Source organism: Minwuia thermotolerans (assembly GCF_002924445.1).
Taxonomy (GTDB): Bacteria; Pseudomonadota; Alphaproteobacteria; order Minwuiales; family Minwuiaceae; genus Minwuia; species Minwuia thermotolerans.
In genome coordinates, this window is sequence record NZ_PIGG01000031.1 from 21,660 (window position 1) to 40,250 (window position 18,591).

The following is an 18,591-nucleotide window of genomic DNA, read 5'->3' on the forward strand; positions in this document are numbered from 1 at the left end:
GCCGATGCGCTTGGCCCATCAGGCGCCGCGCGCATCCCCTTACGGTTCGATTTGCAGGTTGTCGCGGGCGGTGTGACAAAAGCGACTCAAAACCACCCTATGGTCGCAACGGTATATAGGATCAGCCGCCACGGGCCGCAACCCGAGCACAGAGCGAGATAAATGCTCCGCATCGCCACTTTCAATATCGGTCTTGCCCGTCTGCGGGCGGGCGGCGTTCCCCTCGTGGACGCGGTTGCCCACGCCGGGCGCCGTCTGCCCCGCATTGTCGAGGCGCTGAGCGCCAACGCGCCCGGCATCGACATCTGGTTGATCCAGGAAGCCTATCACCACAGCGTGCGCGCCGCTCTCGGCGGGGTCAGCGGGTTCCGTCTGCATGCGGCGGCGGAGAGGAGTGCGGACACGGGGCTTTGCGTCCTGGTGCGCCGGGACTGGCCCTCGGGCGGGCTGGCGGTGGTGCGGTTCCGGGCGCTGGACTGGGTCGAGACCGTCGTCGCGCGCAAGGGGGCCATGCGCATCGACGTGGAAACCCCGCTCGGCCCGGCGCGGGTGGGCAACCTGCACGCCAGCTATGACGGAAGAGGACGTGAAGGCATCCGGCGCACGGCTCCCGGCCTGCGGGCCGAGGAAGTCGGGCAGGCGCTCGATCTGCTGGAAAGCGGCGGCGGTGGCCTGAAGCTGCTCGGCGGCGATTTCAATCTCAGCCTCGCCAGCGAGCCCGCAGGACATGGTGTCGCCACGGCGCGCGGCTGGCGCGACCTGCGCGAGACGGCCGACGCCCATGACGACGGCGGCGTGCGGACATGGTCGCTGGACAATCCGATCGCCGTCAGCGCGCCGGGCGGGCCCGCGCACGACATCGACCTGATCTTCATGAAGGACGCGGCGCCGTCGCTCCGGGTGGAAACCGCCCATATCCTGACCGAGCCGGCCGTTCCCCTGCCCTCTGGCCGCCATGTTCCCCTGTCCGATCACTACGCGCTGATGGCGACGCTGATACCGGCCTGAAACCACGGCGCTACCGCTCGAGGAATTCGATCAGGTCCCTGTAGGGCTGCGGGTCTCCGATGAAGAACAGGTGCCCGCCGTCATAGAGCTTCAGTTCGGCCTCGGCGATTCGCTCCGCCATGCGCCGCATCGTTTCCGGCAGCGCAATCTGGTCGTGCAGCCCGCCCGCCAGATGGACCGGCATGGGCAGGCCGGCCAGGGCCTCCCAGCAATCGTGCCCGGCGCGGGCCTGGATCTGGCCACGCGCGCCGCGCAGGAAACCCTCCTCGCCCGCGAACTCGGACTTGTCGGCACGCTTGCGCAGGACGTCGGCAGCGTCGGTGTCGAACCAGTCGTCCGTCACCCGGCTGTCGGAAAGTTTCATCATGCGCCGGAAGGCGGTCTCCTGATCGACCTCGGGCAGCTCGTGCAGCGGATAGGACGCGCCACCCGCACCGCCGGGGGAGGTGCAGTAGAGCGCAAGACGGCTGATCTTCTGCGGATACCGCGCCGCCAGGTTCTGGGCGACCATGCCGCCGAAGGAAATGCCCAACACCGGACAGGGCGCGAGACCCAGATGATCCATCAGCGCCGCGGCGTCCTCGGCGTAGTTGGCCATGGTGTAGCCGTCCTCGGGCTTGGTCGTCTGCCCAAGTCCGCGCTGATCGTAGCTGGTGACCCGGAAACGCTTCGTCAGCGGGCTGTCCGTCGCATTGGGATGGCGGCGCAGATCGCCTCCGGTGCCGCTGATGACCAGCATGTCTGGCCCTTCGCCGGCCTGCTCGTAATGGATGTCCAGATCCCGGATCTTCGCAAAGGGCATCTTCCCTCCCCCTCCCCGTTGTTTCGATCAGGCCGCGTCCAGCCCCATCTGCCAGAAAGCGCTCTCCAGCCGCGTCGCCTGGGCGAACACGGTGGCCAGGCGGTCGAAGCGGGCCTCGGTCAGCCTCTGTTCGCCGAGCCGGTCCAGATGCGCCAGCGCGCCCTGCATCACCTCCTGATATTCCTGCCCAGCATACATCCCGATCCAGGAGAGATAGGGATTGCCCTCGCGCTTCGTCGCCGGATCGTCCGCCAGCCTGCGCCCGATCTCGCCATAGCCGATGACGCAGGGACTGAGCGCGGCATGCAGGTCCAGCACGTCGCCCTGCAGACCGACCTCCAGCACGTAGCGGGTATAGGCCATGGTGGCGACGTCCTCGGGCGCGCGCTCCATTTCCTCGGGCGTGATGCCGAAACCGGCGCAGTAGTCCACGTGGAGCTTCATCTCGGTGTCGAGGATGCCGTTCATGACCTCGCCGGCGGCGCGCATCTCGGCCAGGCTCCCGGACTTGTAGACGGCGAGCGCATAGGCCCGCGCGAAGTGGGTCAGGAACAGGTAATCCTGAACCAGATAGTGGCGGAACGCGCGCTCGGGCAGCGTGCCGTCGGCCATGCCGCGGACGAAACCGTGCTCGACATAGTCGCGCCAGTCGTCGCCGGCCGCGGCCTTCAATCGCTGGAACAGGCTCATCCGATCAGCAGGTTGCGCGTGGCGCGCGGCAGATGGAACTCGATGCCGTCGAGTTCCTCGGTCAGCAGGATCTGGCAGCCGAGACGGGAAGTCTCCTGAAGATCGAAGGCGAGATCAAGCATGTCCTCCTCCTCCTCCTTCGGCTCGGGCAAGCGGTCGAACCAGGGATCGGGGACGATGACGTGGCAGGTCGAACAGGCCATGCAGCCCTCGCAGGCTCCTTCGATGTCGATGTCGTTGGCATGCGCCACATCGAGCACGGAATCGCCCGGCTTCGCCTCGACCGTCACCCGCCTGCCCTTCGCGTCGATGAAGTGAACCGTGATCATGTCCTCGCCTTCCGGATCGCCTCCGCCAGCGCGACGATGGCGATCTCGATGTCAGCCTCGGTCGTCGGCCGGCCGATGCCGATCCTGATCGAGGAACGGATCTCCGCTTCCGTCAATCCGATCGCCGCCAGAACGTGGGAGGGCGCGGACGAGACCGACGAGCAGGCCGAGCCCGTCGATACGGCGATCTCCGGCGCCTCCCGGATGACGTCGTCGGCATCGGCGCCATCGATGCGGAAATTGAGGTTGCCCGGCAGGCGCATGACCTCGCCGCCATTGAGGTGGACTCCTTCGGTGGTTTCCCTGAGCCCCGCCCAGAGCGTGTTGCGCAGGGTCGCGATCCGCCGCCTGTCCTCGGCCATGCTTTCGGCCGCCAGGCGCGCCGCCGCGCCGAAGCCCACCGCCAGCGGCGTGGGCACCGTGCCCGACCGGCGGCCCTCCTGCTGCCCGCCGCCGTGGAGCAGTGGCGGCAGATCGGCCATGGCCCGCTCCGACAGGATCAGCGCGCCGATGCCTTTCGGCCCGTAGAACTTGTGCGCGGTGAGGCTCAGCATGTCGACGCCCAGGCGTTCGAAGTCGACCGGTATGCGGCCCGCAGCCTGAGCCGCGTCGCAGTGCATCCACGCGCCCGCCTCACGGCACTGCCGAGCAATGCCGGCGACGGGCTGGATCGCGCCGATCTCGTTGTTGGCCAGCATCACGGACACCAGACCGACATCGCCCTTCGCCAGTTCGGCGGCCACCTTGTCGGGGCCGACGCCGCCGCCGGCGTCGACAGCCAGTTCGGTGACGTCGAAGCCCTCCGCCGCCAGGGCTCGCGCGCTTTCCAGCACGCAGGGATGCTCGATCGCCGAGACGAGAATGCGCCGCCGACCTTCGGGCAGAATCCGTGCAGCCCCCTTGAGCGCCCAGTTGTTGGCCTCTGTCGCGCCGCTGGTGAAGACGACCGCCTCGTCGGCGGCGTTGAGCAGCCGCGCGATCTCGGTGCGGGCGAGATCCACGGCAGCCTCCGCGTCCCAGCCATGCTCGTGATGACGCGAATGGGGATTGCCCGGCCGTTCGGTGAACCAGGGCAGCATCTCCTGCAGCACATCCGGATCGACCGGGGTGGTGGCGTGATGATCCAGATAGACGGGCGTTGTCATGCCGCCGTCTTCCGCCGCCAGAGCGCTTCCCAGGCAGCCAGCAGGGCGTCGATATCGGCCTCCGTCGTGGTCCAGCCGGTGGATATCCGGATGGCCTCGCCCGCCGCCTCTTCGTCGAAGCCCATCGCCCGGAGCACGTGGGAGGGCTGGACCTTGCCGGAGCTGCATGCGGCCCCGGCGCTTACCGCCACCCCGGCCAGATCGAGCGCCATGAGTTGGGTCTCCGCCGGCACGCCGGGCATCCGGACGCAGGTCGTGTTGGGCGCACGTTCGGCGCTTCGGCCAATGATTTCAGCCCCTTCACAGACGTCGCTCAAGCTGCGTTCGAGCCTGTCCCGCAGTGCCGCGAGACGCGCCGCTTCGCCGGTTTCCTGCGCCACGGCCTCGGCGGCCGCGCCGAAACCGGCGATGCCGATCAGATTCTCGGTGCCGGCTCGCCGCCGCTTTTCCTGCCCGCCGCCGACGATCAGGGGCTCCAGATCCAGACCCTCGCGCACCAGCAGCGCGCCGGCGCCCGCCGGTCCGCCCAGCTTGTGGGCCGAAAGGCTGATCAGATCCCCGGCATCTGCGATTGCGGCCATGTCGGTCCGGCCCGGCGCCTGCACGGCGTCGATGTGGAGGAGCGTCCCGCATTCGCGGCATATCTCCGCGATGGCGGCCAGCGGCTGGATCACGCCGGTCTCGTTGTTCACCGCCACGACCGAGACGATGGCCCGCCCGGCTGCGTCCATCGCCCGGCCAGGCTCCGCCGGGTCGAGAAGACCGTGACCGTCGACCGCGAGGATTCCGCCGCCCGCGCGCTCCACCGCCCGAAGGACGGAATCATGGGAACTCGCCATGGCCAGCGGCGTCCGGCCGGAAGAGGTCAGCGCCCAGTTGTTGGCCTCGGTGCCGCTCGCCGTGAAATGCACCGCCGCGACCGGAACCCCGGCCATCGCCGCGACCTGCTCCCGGGCGCGCTCGATCACCGCCCGCGCGGCGCGGCCCGGTCCGTGGACACTGGAAGGATTGCCGGAAACCGCCATGGCGGAGGCCATCGCCGACTGCGCTTCGGGGCGAAGCGGCGCGGTGGCGTTGCAGTCCAGATAATGGAAGTCGGTCCGCATATGCGGGGGTTTATCAGTCCTCGCCGCCGGAGACGACCCTGACCTTCGGTTCGCGCTCGGCAAGACGCCCTTCCAGTTCGGTCACGCGTTCGCGAAGCCGCTCCATCTCGTCCAGGATCTCGCTCATGCGCTGGTCGACCGGGTTGGTGACGCCTTCCAGGGGCATGCCATAGGCGGCGAAGGCGCGGCGCGCATCTTTCGGGTCATCGACCAGCTTCGGCCTGGTCTTGCCGACGATCTCGGCGGGAATGCCCACCACAGACACGCCCGGGGGCACTTCCTTGACCACCACTGCGTTGGCGCCGACGCGGGCGCCCTTGCGCACCGTGATCGGACCCAGCACCTGCGCGCCGGAGCCCACGATCACGTCGTCCTCCAGCGTCGGATGCCGCTTCTGTCCTACCTGCGAGGCGGAATCGACCGATGGCGCGACGCCGCCCAGGGTGACGTCGTGATAGAGCGTGACGTTGTCGCCGATCTCCGCCGTCTCCCCGATCACGACGCCCATGCCGTGGTCGATGAAGAACCGCCGGCCGATCTTCGCGCCGGGATGAATCTCGATGCCCGTAAGGAAACGGCCGGTCTGGGAGATGAAGCGGCCGACGAAGTAGAGCCGCCGCCGCCAGAGCGCATTGGCGATGCGGTAAAACATGACGGCGTGGAAGCTGGGATAGCAGACCACGATCTCGAGCGCGGACTTCGCCGCCGGATCGCGTTCCTTGATCGCCGCAATGTCGTCTTTCAGAGCCCGCCACATGCCGGACCTCCCCCTTGTCGGGTGCCTGTCGGTCTGGCGGAATATATTTCACAGCCAGATTACGTCAATAAAGCCAAGGGCTACAAATACTGGCGCGAGACATAATGTTTCTATATGAAGGCGCGCTGGCGGCTTCGCGCCGGAACCCCCTCAAGCTGTACCGGAACAACATGCCCGAAGTCATCTTCAACGGACCCGACGGGCGACTTGAAGGCCGATATCATCACGTCGAAGACGAGACGGCCCCAATCGCACTGATCCTGCATCCGCATCCGCTCTATGGCGGCAACATGAACAACCGGCTGGTTTACAATCTGTTCCAGCTGTTCAAGGCGCGAGGATTCGCCGTGCTGCGGTTCAACTTCCGCGGCGTCGGCCGCAGCCAGGGCGAATTCGACCAGGGCGTCGGGGAGCTGTCCGACGCGGCCTCCGCGCTGGACTGGATGCAGCAGATCAAGCCCGACGCCGGCGCCTGCTGGATCGCAGGCTTCTCCTTCGGCGCCTGGATCGGCATGCAGCTCCTGATGCGCCGTCCGGAGGTCGAGGGCTTCATCTCCGTGTCGCCGCCGGCGAACATGTTCGACTTTTCCTTCCTCGCGCCCTGCCCCTCGTCGGGACTGATCATTCACGGCACGGATGATGACCTGGTGCCGGAGCCCGACGTGCGCAAGCTGGTGGACAAGCTGAAGTCCCAGAAGGGTATCGTCATCGACTACGAGAAGATCGAAGGCGCCTCGCACTTCTACGAGAACGAACTCGACGAGGTGGACGGGCTGGTCGGCAGATATGTCGACGGCCGCCGCTCGGAGGCAGAGGCGGGCGGCTGAACCAGCCGTCCCCCCGGCATCGGGCGGGGGACGCCGGTCGTCGAGGGCAGGCTGAGCGGCAGGCCGCGCAGGGAGCGCACCGCCAGAAAGGCGAAGGCCTGGGCCTCCAGCGCATCGCCGTTCCAGCCGACGGCCTCGACGGGCACCACCGGCGCGCCGAGACGCTGCGCCAGTCCCGACATGATGTGCCTGTTGTGCCGCCCGCCGCCCGTGACCAGCCAGCGTACGGGCGGCGCCGGCATGTGAACCAATGCAAGCGCCACCGACTCGACCGTGAAAGCGGCAAGCGTGGCGGCGCCATCGGCCAGGCTCATGCCATCGACGGACGCAGTGAAACCGTTCCGGTCCAGTGACTTGGGCGGCTTTCTTCCGAAATAGGAATGACCGAGCCAGGCGTCGAGGCGGCTTCGGTCCACCCGACCGCTGGCGGCGGTCCGCCCGTCCGCGTCGAAGCGTTCGCCGCTGCCGGCGGCCATCCAGTCGTCGATCAGCGCGTTCGCCGGCCCGGTGTCGAAGGCCATCGGCGGCGCCTGCGGACCGATCCAGGTGACGTTGCCCACGCCGCCGAGGTTCAGGACCGCGAGTGGCTGCGTCAGCCCCTCGGCCAGCGCCAGGTGATAGAGCGGCGCGAGCGGCGCGCCCTGCCCGCCCGCGGCCACGTCCGCGCTGCGGAAGTCATGAACCACCGGGATCCCGGTGGCCTCGGCCAGCGCCTCGGCGTCGCCGATCTGCACGGTGCGGCGGTTGTCGGGATCGTGAAAGGTGGTCTGGCCGTGGAAGCCGATGACATCGGTCCTGCCGCGCAGATCGGGATGGGCGGACAGGAATGCCTCGACGGCCCGCGCATGGGCTTCGGTGACCGCCCGGACGGCACCCGGCCCCGGCGCGGCGTCGCCCATGGCGGCAAGGATCCGGGCGCGTTCCCCGTCTTCGAAAGGATAGCTCTCGAATGGCCCGGTCTCGGCGATGCTCAGGCCGTCGCTGGCCAGCCAGGCGACGTCGACCCCATCGGCCGACGTGCCGCTCATCAGCCCGATCGCGCGGGTCAGGGATCCGGGCGTGCTTTGCCTCATCGAAGCAGTGTGCTACACGCCGCCGCCTGAATGCAAAGAACCAGTTCGAAGACAGATGACCGACGCCCGATCCGATTTCCTCTCGACCCTCAGCGCCCGCGGCTTCGTGCATCAGTGCACGGACTGGGACGATCTCGATTCCAGGCTCTCGAAGGAAACGGTGACGGGCTATATCGGCTTCGACTGCACCGCCGACAGCCTGCACGTCGGCAGCCTGTTGCCGATCATGCTGCTGCGGTGGATGCAGAAGACCGGGCACAAGCCGATCGTGCTCATGGGCGGCGGCACCACCAAGGTGGGCGATCCGTCCGGCAAGGACAGCGCACGGCAACTGCTGACCGACGATCAGATCGAACGCAACATGACCGGCATCCGCCGCGTGTTCGAAAAGTTCCTGGTCTTCGGCGACGGGCCGACCGACGCCATCATGGTCAACAACGCCGACTGGCTGGACAAGCTGGAATACATCCCCTTCCTCCGGGAAGTGGGGCGGCATTTCTCGGTCAACCGCATGCTGAGCTTCGATTCGGTGCGGTTGCGCCTGGAGCGCGAGCAGCCGCTGTCGTTCCTCGAATTCAACTACATGATCCTCCAGGCCTATGACTTCCTGGAACTCGGCCGGCGGATGAACTGCCGCCTGCAGATGGGCGGTTCCGACCAGTGGGGCAATATCGTCAATGGCGTGGAACTGGGCCGCCGCGTCGACGGCATGGACCTCTATGGCCTGACCTCGCCGCTGCTGACCACGGCCAGCGGCCAGAAGATGGGCAAGACCCATGAGGGCGCCATCTGGCTGAACGCTGACAGGCTCAGTCCCTATGACTACTGGCAGTTCTGGCGCAACACCGCCGACGCCGATGTCGGGCGCTTCCTGAAGCTGTTCACCGAGTTGCCGCTGGACGAGATCGACCGCCTCGCCGCCCTCGAGGGCAACGAGATCAACGAGGCCAAGAAGGCGCTGGCCGACGCCGCGACGATGCTGGCCCACGGCGCCGAAGCCGCGGTGGCGGCGGCCGAGACCTCGCGGCGCGCCTTCGAGGCGCGCGAGAGCGCCGAAGGCCTGCCCACGGTCTCCCTGCCGCAATCGGAACTGCTGGCTGGCGTCGGCATTCTCGACGCCCTGGTCCGCGCCGGACTTGCGAAGTCCAACTCCGAAGCGCGCAAGCTGATCCAGAACGGCGGCGCCCGACTGAACGACCGGCGCATCGACGATTTCCGCCTCAGCATCTCCCAGGCGGACCTCGTCAGCGACGGCGCGGCCAAGCTCTCGGCCGGCAAGAAGCGCCACGTCCTTCTGCGCGCCGGTTAGGGCGACTGCATGGAGCCGGTGGGCGGAGGCGTCGCCTCCACCGGATCGACGGGGGCGAGGAACATCCGGCGCAGGATGCCGGGGGCAAGCGCCGACAGAGGGTTGACCGTGACCTGCGGGTCGGACGCATCTCCTTCCACCACATAGGTGACGCCGAACAGGCCCTGATCGCCGCCCAGGATCTGGCCCAGCAACGGTATCGCGCCCAGCACCTGCGAGATCGAATAAGCGGGGATCAGATTGCCGACGAAGCGGATCTGCTCGGTCTGCGGCGCGTAGTAGCCCTCCGCCGTCAGGCCGATCGACGGACCGACCATCCGCCCCTTGCGCACGTCGACCCGGCCTTCGCGATAGGCGAACGGCAGTTCGGCGAGGCTGAATGACAGGCCGCGGCCCGACAGCGCCTCGGCGATGCCGGTGAATGAGGCAAGGCTCAGCAGGCGGGCGAAGCCGGGTGTCTCCCGCAGCGTGAAGTCGGATACCGTGGCGACGCCGGTGATGACGTCCGGCCCGGCCGCCACGCCGCCGATCGACAGGTCGCCGCCGCTGATCGCGTCGGTCAGGCCGGCTGCCGACAGCGCGAGTCCGGCATTGGCCGACGCCAGGTCGAAGCGCCAACCGGAGCCGTCATGGCCAGCGGCGAAGGTCAAAGCCGCCTCGCCGTTCAGCAGGCCTTCGGCACGGCCGACGGGCATGCCCTGCTCGATGCGCAGATCGCCGGTGAAGCTCTCAAGCGCGGTTTCCTGGCGGAGCCGCACGCTGTCGACCGCGATGTCGATCGCTGCGCCCTCGAACGCCGTCAGGTCGGCGCCCTCCCTGTCATCGGCCTCCAGAAGCGTCTGGAGATCGAGACTGGCGCCCCTGATCCGGGTTCGCCAGGCGCCGTCTTCCGCTTTCACCAGGGAGAGGGCGAGGTCGTTGCCGCCGAGACGCGCGCGCTCCAGGTCTGCCCGCAACAGATCGCCCGCACCCGAAATCATCAGGCTGCCGGCGATGTCGAGACCCCCGCCGTGGAAGTCGAGATTGCGGATCGCCACGTTCCCATCCGGCCCCGGGACATGTAAGAAGCCGAGCCGTCCCGGCTCCCCGGCCGGTTTGCGCCAGCCAATCTCGCCGATCTCCAGCGCCGCTTCGCTCAGATCCGCCTCCACCGCGCCCCCGACGGAATCGCCGCCCTGGAACGCCAGCCGCCCGCTCAGACCCAGCGGGCCCTGGAGCCGCCGGGCCTGGTCAATTCCCTGGTCGGCCAGCAGCGCCGACTGCACCTGACCGGAAAAGGCGAGCTCGCGACGCCCGCCTTCGACCCCGAAGTGCTCTATCCAGTTGATGTCCAGCCATGACGCCCCGGAATGGACCCGGCCGGCCAGTTCGGCGCCGCGGCGATCGACGCTCAACGCCATCGATTCTGCGCTGAGAGCGAGATCGCCGAGCAGTCCGTCCGCGACGACCCCGGTCAGATTGGCGTTCGCCACGAAGTCCGTGTCCTCCAGCGACACGCCGGCATGGATCGGCAGGTTGAGGCGGACCCGCGTCGCCGCCGTACCGCCGACCCCGAGTAACGTTCCGCCGCCTTCCACGCTGGCCGCGATCGGATCGTGCAGCACGGAGGCGACGGTCTCGGCAATGGTACCGCGGGTGACGAACTCCGTGGTCAGAACCGGCGGGTTGGCCGCGAAGCTCTCGATGGCGACATGCCCGTCGGACAGGGCGAGATCGCCCAGCCGCCCCGATTCGAGTTTCAGTTCGAAGCTGTCGCCGGTGACCGTGAGTTCGCCCCTGCCCTGCGTTATCGGATCGAAGGGCGGATAGAGCGTGACCGTGGCGTCACGGAAGGCGATGTCGATGTCGAATGCCCGGCCGGGCGGTTGATCGAGGCCCCACATCTCGGCGGCGATGTCGAGGGCGGCGACCACCCTTTCGGCGGTCGCGGACCGCACATGCCCGGTGACCCAGTCGCGCACCGGTTCAGCGACGCCCAGCGGCCAGTAGTCCCCGATCAGGTCGCCCGGCACCTCCTCGCCCGAGATCGTGAGATCGAGATCCGGTCCGATGTCGCGCACGCGCACCCTTCCCTCGGCGCGGGCGACGAACGCGCCGGCGTCATAGACCAGACGCCGGATCTCCATCGCCTGGGTCTCAATGTCGACGGCCCCTTCGATTTCCATGGCGGCGACCGGGACCGGCGCAGGCAGATGCCCGGGGAGATCGAACTCCCCTTCCCCGCCATAGAGCCTTAGCGTCAGCGGTTCCGGCCCCTTCCGCGCGGAATAGCCGAACCGGGCCTCCCCCGAGACGGGAAAGCGGACGCCCGCCAGCCAGTCCGGCGCATCGAGCGCTGTCACCAGTTCCGGAGGCCGGACGGCTTCGAAGCGCACCAGGCCGCTCGCCTGCTCCCCTTCGGGTCGGTAGTCCAGTTCGATCCAGAGCGGCAGGATGAGATCGCGGGCACTGAGATCGACCGAGGCCTGGATGGTCAGGTGATCGCCGGCGGAGCGAATCCGGATCGTGTGCCCCTCCAGTCCGAAGACGCGGTCCCGGACCTGATCGACAATGCGCACCCGGGAGTCCACCAGCGAGATGGAACGCACCCGCCGCAGCGCATCCTCCTCCGCCGCGCCGACGCCGAACAGTTCGGCGACGATCTGCGGCACGGGCCGCTGGGGATGCCCGCCCTCTTCGGTGCTGCGGGTCAATCCCATGGCGAAGCCGCCGTCCTCCGTGCGGGTCAGCAGCAGGCTCACGCCCCGCGCCGTCACCTCGCGCGGACGCAGATTGCCCTGCAACAGCGCATCCCCCCAGAGCGAGAAGGCCATTTCCGGCACCTGGAGGACGCGCTGGTTGTCCCGGTTGACGAATGTCACGTTGTCGGCCGTCAGGTTGACCGTGCGCGCGGCGCCATCCCAGGCGATCGCCGTTTCTCCCACCTCCAGCCGCCAGCCCTCGGGCAGCCCGCCGATGGACTCCTGCAGATAGGGCGTCAGAAAGCCGATCGGCACGGGGCCCTCCGACAGCCGCCAGGCGGCCAGCACCGCCAGTACGGCGGCAAAGGCGAATACGCCGCCGACGAAGTAGAGCGGGATGAGAAGGCCGAGGCGCCAGCGGGAGCGCGTGGCTTGATTCTCGCCGGCGGCGGCCCCAGTCTCCCCCTCTTTCAACTGACCAGCGATCGTCGTGACCCCATTCCCCGACATGATCCGGAGCGCCCCTCTCCCGGCCGACGCCGAAGCGGCCGGGCGCGCCTGGGAGAGATGGCGCGCGGCCGCTAGGACCGCAACTGCCGAGAGCGATGATGGCCCGGCGGGGCCCGAAACGCACGACGGATTCCGCACCCTGCTGGACGGAGTCTTCGGATGCAGCCCCTATCTGACCGGGCTGGCGATGAAGGAAACCGACATCGTGCTGTCGCTGGCCACACGGTCGCCGGAGGAGGCGTTCGCAACCATCCTCGACGAACTGCGCGCGCCGGTGACCGCCGTCCAGTCGAACCGCGTCGCGGCGCAGGAACTGCGGCGCGCCAAACGCCGCGCCGCCCTGCTCATCGGGCTGGCCGACCTCGGGGGCGCGTGGCGGTTGGAGCAGGTCACTTCGGCCCTCACGGACCTTGCGGATGCGGCGGTGCACCGCGGTCTTGGCGTACTGCTGCGCCAATCCGCCGAGAAGGGTGATATCGAGATCCCCGAAGGCGACGATCCGGCCGAGACGTGCGGCGTGGTGGCCATCGCCATGGGCAAGATGGGCGCCTTCGAACTCAACTATTCCTCGGACATCGATCTGATCGTGGTCTACGACCCCGAACGGATCCGCTACCGCGGCGCACGCGACATCTCCGAGCACGCCTCGCGCCTCACCCGCTCTCTGGTGCAACTCATGCAGGAGCGCACCGGCGACGGTTACGTCTTCCGCACCGACCTCCGGCTGCGCCCCGACCCCTCGGTTTCGCCGCTCGCCGTGTCGCTGGAAAACGCGCTGACCTACTACGAGACCATGGCCCAGAACTGGGAACGGGCGGCCATGATCAAGGCCCGGGCCGCCGCCGGCGACATCGCGCTGGGCGAGATGTTCCTCCACGAACTTTCCCCGTTCATCTGGCGCAAGAGCCTGGATTTCGCGGCGATCGCGGACATCCAGTCCATCAAGCGCCAGATTCACTCCAGCAAGGGGCATGACCGTATCGCCGTCGCCGGCCACGACATCAAGGTCGGACGCGGCGGCATCCGCGAGATCGAGTTCTTCGCCCAGACACAGCAGCTCATCGCGGGCGGGCGCGACCCGCGGCTGAGGATTCCCGCCACGGTCGCCGCCGTCGATGCGCTGGTTGAGACCGGGCGCGTGGAACCGGTTACGGCGGAAGAACTGAAGGCGGCCTATGTTCACCTCAGATCGGTCGAGCACCGCCTGCAGATGCTCGACGACGCTCAGACCCAGAAGCTGCCATCCGACGAGGCGGGCCTGCGGCGGCTGGCGCGGTTCTGCGGCTACCGGGACACCGAAGGCTTCGCCGAGGCGCTCACCGGACACATGCGGCGGGTCGCGGGGCACTATGCCGATCTCTTCGCCGAGGAGCCGAGCCTTGCGGCCGACCAGGGCAACCTGGTCTTCACCGGCACCGACGACGATCCGGGCACGGTCGAGTCCCTCGCGGAGATGGGTTTCGGTTCGCCGTCCAGCGTCATCAGCAGCGTGAAGAGCTGGCACAGCGGCCGCTACCGCGCCCTTCGGACCACCCGCGCCCGGCAGCTTCTGACGACGCTGGCCCCCACGATCCTGACGGCGCTCTCGAGGACATCCAACCCGGACGGCGCGCTGGCGAACTTCGACCGCTTCCTTTCCCGCCTGCCGGCGGGCGTGCAGTTCATGTCGCTGTTGCACGCCAATCCCGGATTGCTGACCTTCATCGCCCGCATCATGGGCACCGCGCCGGCTCTGGCCGATACGCTCAGCCGCAATGCGGGACTGCTCGACATCCTGCTGGATCCGGGCGACGAGGCCGTGGACGACCTATCCGCCATCGTCGCGCATTGCGACCGCGAGTTGTCGATGGCGGAGAACTACGAAGACGTGCTGGACGCTGTCCGGCGTTTCGCCAACGACCGGAAATTCGAGATCGGTGTCGGCCTGCTGAACGGCAGCCTCACGCCCGACGCGGTCGGCCGCGGTCTCACCCGTATCGCCGACACGTCGATCCGGGCCCTGTTGCCCCATGTCGCCGGTGAGGTGGCCCGCCGACACGGCCATGTTCCCGGCGCCGGCATGGCGGTGATCGCCATGGGCAAGCTGGGCGCCGAGGAACTGACCTTCGGTTCCGATCTGGATCTCGTCTTCGTCTACGACGACCGCGGCGAAGCGAAGCATTCCGACGGCCCGGCAGCGCTGCAGATCGGGCCGTATTTCTCCCGCCTCAGCCAGCGTTTCATTTCCGCGGTGAACACCATGACCTCGGAAGGCCAGCTCTACGAAGTCGACATGCGTCTCCGGCCATCGGGCAACAAGAGCGCCGTCGCTGTGCCGCTGTCGGCCTATTCCGCCTACATGCAGAACGACGCATGGACCTGGGAAGTCATGGCGGCCACGCGTGCGCGGATCATCGCCGGGCCCGAGGACCTGGCCGAGAATCTGCTGACGACGCTGCGTGAGATCGTCCTGCGCCGCCGTGACGGCGAGGACCTGCGGCGGAGCGTGCTGGACATGCGCCGGCGGATCGCGAAACAGCACGGCACGCGGGATCCATGGTCGGTCAAGCATGTGCGGGGCGGCCTGGTCGACCTGGAGTTCCTGACACAGTACCTGATCTTGGCCCACGCCAGCGACCGGCCTGCGATCGTGCGGGGCCATGTCGGCGCCGCGATGGACCGCCTGCACGAGGCGGGTCTGCTGACAGAAACGCAATACGGGGCGTTGAGCGAGGCCAACCGCGTCCTCAAGTCAACGCAAATGCTGCTGCGGCTCTGCTTCCATCACGGCTTCAAGGAGGCGAACGCCTCCGAGGATTTCCGCCTGCTGGCGGCCGAGATCGTTGGCGGCGGTGATTTCGACGACGTCAGGGAAGCGGTCCGCAGAGCGGAGGCGGACGTATATCGGGCCTTTCAGGAGATACTTGGCGAGGAGAACGAGACCATGACGACAGGAGACAGCGCATGAGCGGCAAACCGGAGGCGGGCGACAAGGCCCCCGATTTCACCATGGCGGCGGACGGCGGCCGCGAGATCAGCCTGAAGGAGCTTCAGGGCCGGAACGTGGTTCTGTATTTCTATCCGCGCGATGACACGCCGGGCTGCACCAGGGAGGCGATCGCCTTCACCGGCCTGGCCAATGAATTCGAGGCGGCCAATACGGTCGTGATCGGGGTCTCGCGCGACACGGTCGCCAAGCACGAGAAGTTCAAGGCCAAGCACGATCTCGGCGTCATCCTCGCCGCCGACGAGGACGGTTCGGTCAGCGAGTCCTATGGTGTCTGGGTCGAGAAGAACATGTATGGCCGAAAGTCGATGGGGATCGAGCGCTCCACGTTCCTGATCGATCCCGCAGGTCATCTGTCGAAGGTCTGGCGCAAGGTCAAGGTACCCGGACATGCCGAGGCGGTGCTGGAGGCCGTCCGGGGCGGATGAACGATGGCGACAGTCTGACAGCGGCGGCCTGCGCCGTACTGAAGACTTCGGACCCGACATCGAAAGCCGGGGCCGCGCGATCGCTCGGGCGCCGCTGGCGGGCGGGTGAACTGGCCGGGACGGGCGGCGATATCCCTCCCGACCGACCGGGCCGGCCCGAGCGGCCCGAACTTCGCGCGCCCCGCGACATGCCGAAGCGCCGCAAGGCCGGCGCCGGGCACTCCCGAATCGCCTTGCTGCACGCCATCGCCCACATCGAACTCAACGCCATCGACCTCGCCGTCGACATGGTGGCCCGGTTCGCGCCCGTCGTCGCAGACGACGCCTTCGTCGATGACTGGCTGGGGGTGGCCGACGACGAGGCGCGGCACTTCAACATGCTCGCCGGCCGGCTGGCCGATTTCGGCGCCGCCTATGGCGACCTTCCGGCCCATGACGGGTTGTGGGAGGCGGCTTCGTCCACGGCGCACGATGCCTGCGCGCGGTTGGCTGTCGCCCACATGGTGCTGGAGGCGCGCGGCCTCGACGTGACGCCGGCGATGGTGGCGCGGCTGCGGCGCGCCGGCGACGACGTAAGTGCCGATATCCTGCAGATCATTCACGACGAGGAGATCGGGCACGTGGCCGCCGGCGCGCGATGGTTCGACCGGCTGGCCAGATCGCGCGGACGGGAACCGCAGTCCTACTGGCGCGAACTCGTGGCGCACAATTTTCGCGGCGGCCTGAAACCGCCGTTCAATATCGAGGCCCGCCGCCGCGCGGGAATGCCGCCGGAATTGTACGATCCCGCTACCTTCCCGGGGCCGAATCGAGGAAACTGAAAGTTCGTTCCGAACTTAGACGTTGAATCACTGCGGCGCTTCCGGTTCTATCCGTGGACTTGCGAGGGGCAAGACCGTTGGCGGAGGGGGCGTATCCGTGACAGCCTTTGCGCGCATGTGGGGCCGGGTCTACCGGGACCGACAGATATTCGTGCGAACCGACGGCCGGCTGCGCTTCCTGCGCGTCTCATCCGGCCTGCAGATCTTTGTGAGCGGCGTGGCTCTCGGCACCCTGCTCTGGGCTGGCATCGCCACATGGACCGCCAGCGAGCAGCAGGCCATGCTGGTGCAGAGCCGGGAACGCATGGGCGCGCTGGAGCGGGACCGCACCCGGCTGGGCGGCGAACTGGGGGCCGTGCGCGCCCAGTACTCCAACGCGACCACCGAGATCGTCCGTCAGTACCGCGAGCTGCACCGCCTGATCGCCACGCGCGGCGTGCTGGAGCGGGATCTCGTTCAGGCCCAGACCCGTCTGGCCGAAGTCGAGACCGCATTCCACGTTGCATTGAACGAAAGCCGGGAACTCGACCAGCATCTCGGGCATCTACGGCAGCGTCTCCAGGTCAGCGTCGCCTCCAACCACCTCATGGAGACCCGTCTGCGGGAAGCCGCGTCGGCACTGGCCGGCGCGAACCGCGGACGCCAGCAAGAGGCGGAACGCCGACGCGCCTATGAGAGCCGCCTTAGCGCCCTGGAAAGCGCGCTGATGCAGAGCACCGCCAATCAGGACGTGGTCCGACAGCGGCTCTACGAACAGCAGCAGGCGATCGAAACCGTGGAGGGTTCCCGCGACGTCGCCCGCGCCGAAATCCGCCAGATGTCGTCGCGCATCGCCGCACTGACCTCCGATCTCGACCAGACCCAACGCTCCAACGCTTCGCTGCGCAAACGCCTGGCCTCGACCGCCGATGCGCTGACCCGCACCCACGAGGAACAGATCGAGGCGGAGCGCAAGGGCTATCGTCTTGCCAGTACCGTCTCATCCCTGGAAGGCCGGCTCGATCAGGTGCGCCAGACGCAGCTCGAACTGCTGCGCGGCATTCGATCCAAGGCGCAGCGCAACATCGCCGCGCTGGAAGCAACGCTGCAGATGACCGAGATCCCGCTGAATGAGCTGCTGGAGGCCACCCATGCCTACCGGCCCGGCATCGGCGGACCGATGATCGCCCTGGACGACGAGGGTCTCGCCGAGGACGAGAGCTTCGAATCCATGGTCGGCACCCTGGAAATGGATCTGCTGCGCTGGGAGGCGATGCAGGAGCTGCTGGAGAACGCGCCCCTCGCCCGGCCCACGACGACGGGTTATGTTTCCAGTGAGTTCGGCCCCCGCAAGGACCCCATCACGGGGCGCCGTGCGGTGCACAAGGGCATCGATATCGCAGCTCCGGCGCGCACGCCGATCTACGCCACCGCGCGGGGCCTGGTGACCTTCGCGGGGCGCAAGTCGGCCTATGGCCGGCTGGTCGAGATCGATCACGGCTATGGTTTCGTCACCCGCTACGCCCATCTCCGCTCCATCGATGTGGAGGCCGGCCAGAGCGTCGAGTTCCACGATCAGGTCGGCACGATGGGCTCCAGCGGACGCAGTACGGGAAGTCACGTCCACTATGAGGTACTGTTCCAGGGCGAGCAGGTCGATCCATCCAATTTCCTGAGGGCAGGTCGTTATGTTTTCAAAGTCAAGGACGCCAGCGGATAAGCCCGCAGTCAGGGCCTCGGCGGCCCCTTCCCTGATCAATCGCGGCCTGGCGATAACCGGCGATCTCCACAGCGACGGCGAGATCCAGATCGACGGCGAGGTCACCGGCGACATCAACTGCAACCAGCTCGTCATCGGCGAGAGCGCAACCGTCAGGGGCGAGATCATTGCCGAGGCAGTGACGATCCGCGGCGAGGTGAATGGCCGGGTCCGCGGCTCCGAAGTCAGCCTCTCCAAGACCGCGAAGGTGGTCGGCGACATTCTCCACCGCAGCCTCGCCATGGAGGCTGGCGCCCATCTGGAAGGCCAGGTCCGCAAGGTCGACGATCCGCGCGCGCCGCTGCCGACATCGATGCCCAAGCTGCTGCAGACCGGCTCCGACAAGGCCGACAAGGACAGCCGGGTCAAGGAAAGCTGACG

Annotated in this window: 16 protein-coding genes; 8 read left to right on the top strand and 8 right to left on the bottom strand. The window is 67.9% G+C overall.

Annotated features, from left to right (window positions below; all coding sequences use genetic code 11):
• The first annotated feature begins 162 nt into the window (after positions 1-162).
• Positions 163-1,008: an exonuclease/endonuclease/phosphatase family protein gene (locus tag CWC60_RS08040; RefSeq protein ID WP_109793484.1), complete on the top strand. Its 846-nt coding sequence runs from the start codon at positions 163-165 to the stop codon at positions 1,006-1,008.
• A 10-nt stretch (positions 1,009-1,018) separates the two neighbouring features.
• Here CWC60_RS08040 and CWC60_RS08045 read toward each other — a convergent pair whose 3' ends face one another.
• The 6 genes from CWC60_RS08045 to epsC are packed head-to-tail and all read right to left on the bottom strand — an operon-like array spanning position 1,019 to position 5,837.
• Positions 1,019-1,810 carry an alpha/beta fold hydrolase gene (locus CWC60_RS08045; protein ID WP_109793485.1) on the bottom strand — a complete coding sequence of 264 codons (792 nt, stop codon included), beginning with the start codon at positions 1,808-1,810 and terminating at the stop codon, positions 1,019-1,021.
• A gap of 27 nt (positions 1,811-1,837) precedes the next feature.
• Complete coding sequence (gene tenA, locus CWC60_RS08050) at positions 1,838-2,500, bottom strand: thiaminase II (protein ID WP_109793486.1); 663 nt, start codon at positions 2,498-2,500, stop codon at positions 1,838-1,840.
• Positions 2,497-2,829: a ferredoxin family 2Fe-2S iron-sulfur cluster binding protein gene (locus CWC60_RS08055; protein WP_109793487.1), complete on the bottom strand. Its 333-nt coding sequence runs from the start codon at positions 2,827-2,829 to the stop codon at positions 2,497-2,499. The genes tenA and CWC60_RS08055 overlap by 4 nt, the downstream gene beginning before the upstream one ends.
• Positions 2,826-3,974 carry a cysteine desulfurase family protein gene (locus CWC60_RS08060; protein ID WP_109793488.1) on the bottom strand — a complete coding sequence of 383 codons (1,149 nt, stop codon included), beginning with the start codon at positions 3,972-3,974 and terminating at the stop codon, positions 2,826-2,828. The genes CWC60_RS08055 and CWC60_RS08060 overlap by 4 nt, the downstream gene beginning before the upstream one ends.
• Positions 3,971-5,080: a cysteine desulfurase family protein gene (locus CWC60_RS08065; RefSeq protein WP_109793489.1), complete on the bottom strand. Its 1,110-nt coding sequence runs from the start codon at positions 5,078-5,080 to the stop codon at positions 3,971-3,973. The genes CWC60_RS08060 and CWC60_RS08065 overlap by 4 nt, the downstream gene beginning before the upstream one ends.
• Positions 5,081-5,093: 13 nt before the next feature.
• On the bottom strand, positions 5,094-5,837 hold the full coding sequence (gene epsC, locus CWC60_RS08070; protein WP_109793490.1) for a serine O-acetyltransferase EpsC: 744 nt from the start codon (positions 5,835-5,837) through the stop codon (positions 5,094-5,096).
• A 170-nt stretch (positions 5,838-6,007) separates the two neighbouring features.
• Here epsC and CWC60_RS08075 point away from each other — a divergent pair, with 170 nt between their 5' ends.
• The gene (locus CWC60_RS08075) at positions 6,008-6,664 is read left to right on the top strand and encodes an alpha/beta hydrolase (RefSeq protein ID WP_109793913.1); all 657 of its coding nucleotides are present in this window, start codon (positions 6,008-6,010) and stop codon (positions 6,662-6,664) included.
• Here CWC60_RS08075 and CWC60_RS08080 read toward each other — a convergent pair.
• Entirely contained in the window at positions 6,580-7,737 is a 1,158-nt protein-coding gene (locus CWC60_RS08080) for an anhydro-N-acetylmuramic acid kinase (RefSeq protein ID WP_109793491.1), read from the bottom strand. The two genes, CWC60_RS08075 and CWC60_RS08080, sit on opposite strands and share 85 nt — an antisense overlap.
• Before the next feature lie 55 nt (positions 7,738-7,792).
• Between CWC60_RS08080 and tyrS the strand changes: the two genes are divergently transcribed.
• Positions 7,793-9,046 (top strand): tyrosine--tRNA ligase, encoded by a 1,254-nt coding sequence (gene tyrS, locus CWC60_RS08085; protein WP_109793492.1) that lies wholly within the window; start codon positions 7,793-7,795, stop codon positions 9,044-9,046.
• Here the strand turns inward: tyrS and CWC60_RS08090 are convergent.
• Positions 9,043-12,237 carry a YhdP family protein gene (locus CWC60_RS08090; protein WP_109793493.1) on the bottom strand — a complete coding sequence of 1,065 codons (3,195 nt, stop codon included), beginning with the start codon at positions 12,235-12,237 and terminating at the stop codon, positions 9,043-9,045. The genes tyrS and CWC60_RS08090 overlap by 4 nt on opposite strands.
• Here CWC60_RS08090 and CWC60_RS08095 point away from each other — a divergent pair.
• From CWC60_RS08095 to CWC60_RS08115, 5 genes are all read left to right on the top strand, one after another.
• A complete protein-coding gene (locus tag CWC60_RS08095; protein WP_125182745.1) occupies positions 12,218-15,184 on the top strand; it encodes a bifunctional [glutamine synthetase] adenylyltransferase/[glutamine synthetase]-adenylyl-L-tyrosine phosphorylase in 2,967 nt (988 codons plus the stop codon). The two genes, CWC60_RS08090 and CWC60_RS08095, sit on opposite strands and share 20 nt — an antisense overlap.
• The gene (locus tag CWC60_RS08100; protein ID WP_109793495.1) at positions 15,181-15,651 is read left to right on the top strand and encodes a peroxiredoxin; all 471 of its coding nucleotides are present in this window, start codon (positions 15,181-15,183) and stop codon (positions 15,649-15,651) included. The genes CWC60_RS08095 and CWC60_RS08100 overlap by 4 nt, the downstream gene beginning before the upstream one ends.
• Positions 15,648-16,472 (top strand): ferritin-like domain-containing protein, encoded by an 825-nt coding sequence (locus tag CWC60_RS08105; protein ID WP_109793496.1) that lies wholly within the window; start codon positions 15,648-15,650, stop codon positions 16,470-16,472. The genes CWC60_RS08100 and CWC60_RS08105 overlap by 4 nt, the downstream gene beginning before the upstream one ends.
• 97 nt (positions 16,473-16,569) lie before the next feature.
• On the top strand, positions 16,570-18,171 hold the full coding sequence (locus tag CWC60_RS08110; protein WP_125182746.1) for a M23 family metallopeptidase: 1,602 nt from the start codon (positions 16,570-16,572) through the stop codon (positions 18,169-18,171).
• Positions 18,140-18,589: a bactofilin family protein gene (locus CWC60_RS08115; protein WP_109793498.1), complete on the top strand. Its 450-nt coding sequence runs from the start codon at positions 18,140-18,142 to the stop codon at positions 18,587-18,589. Before CWC60_RS08110 ends, CWC60_RS08115 begins: the two co-directional genes overlap by 32 nt.
• Positions 18,590-18,591: the final 2 nt, after the last annotated feature.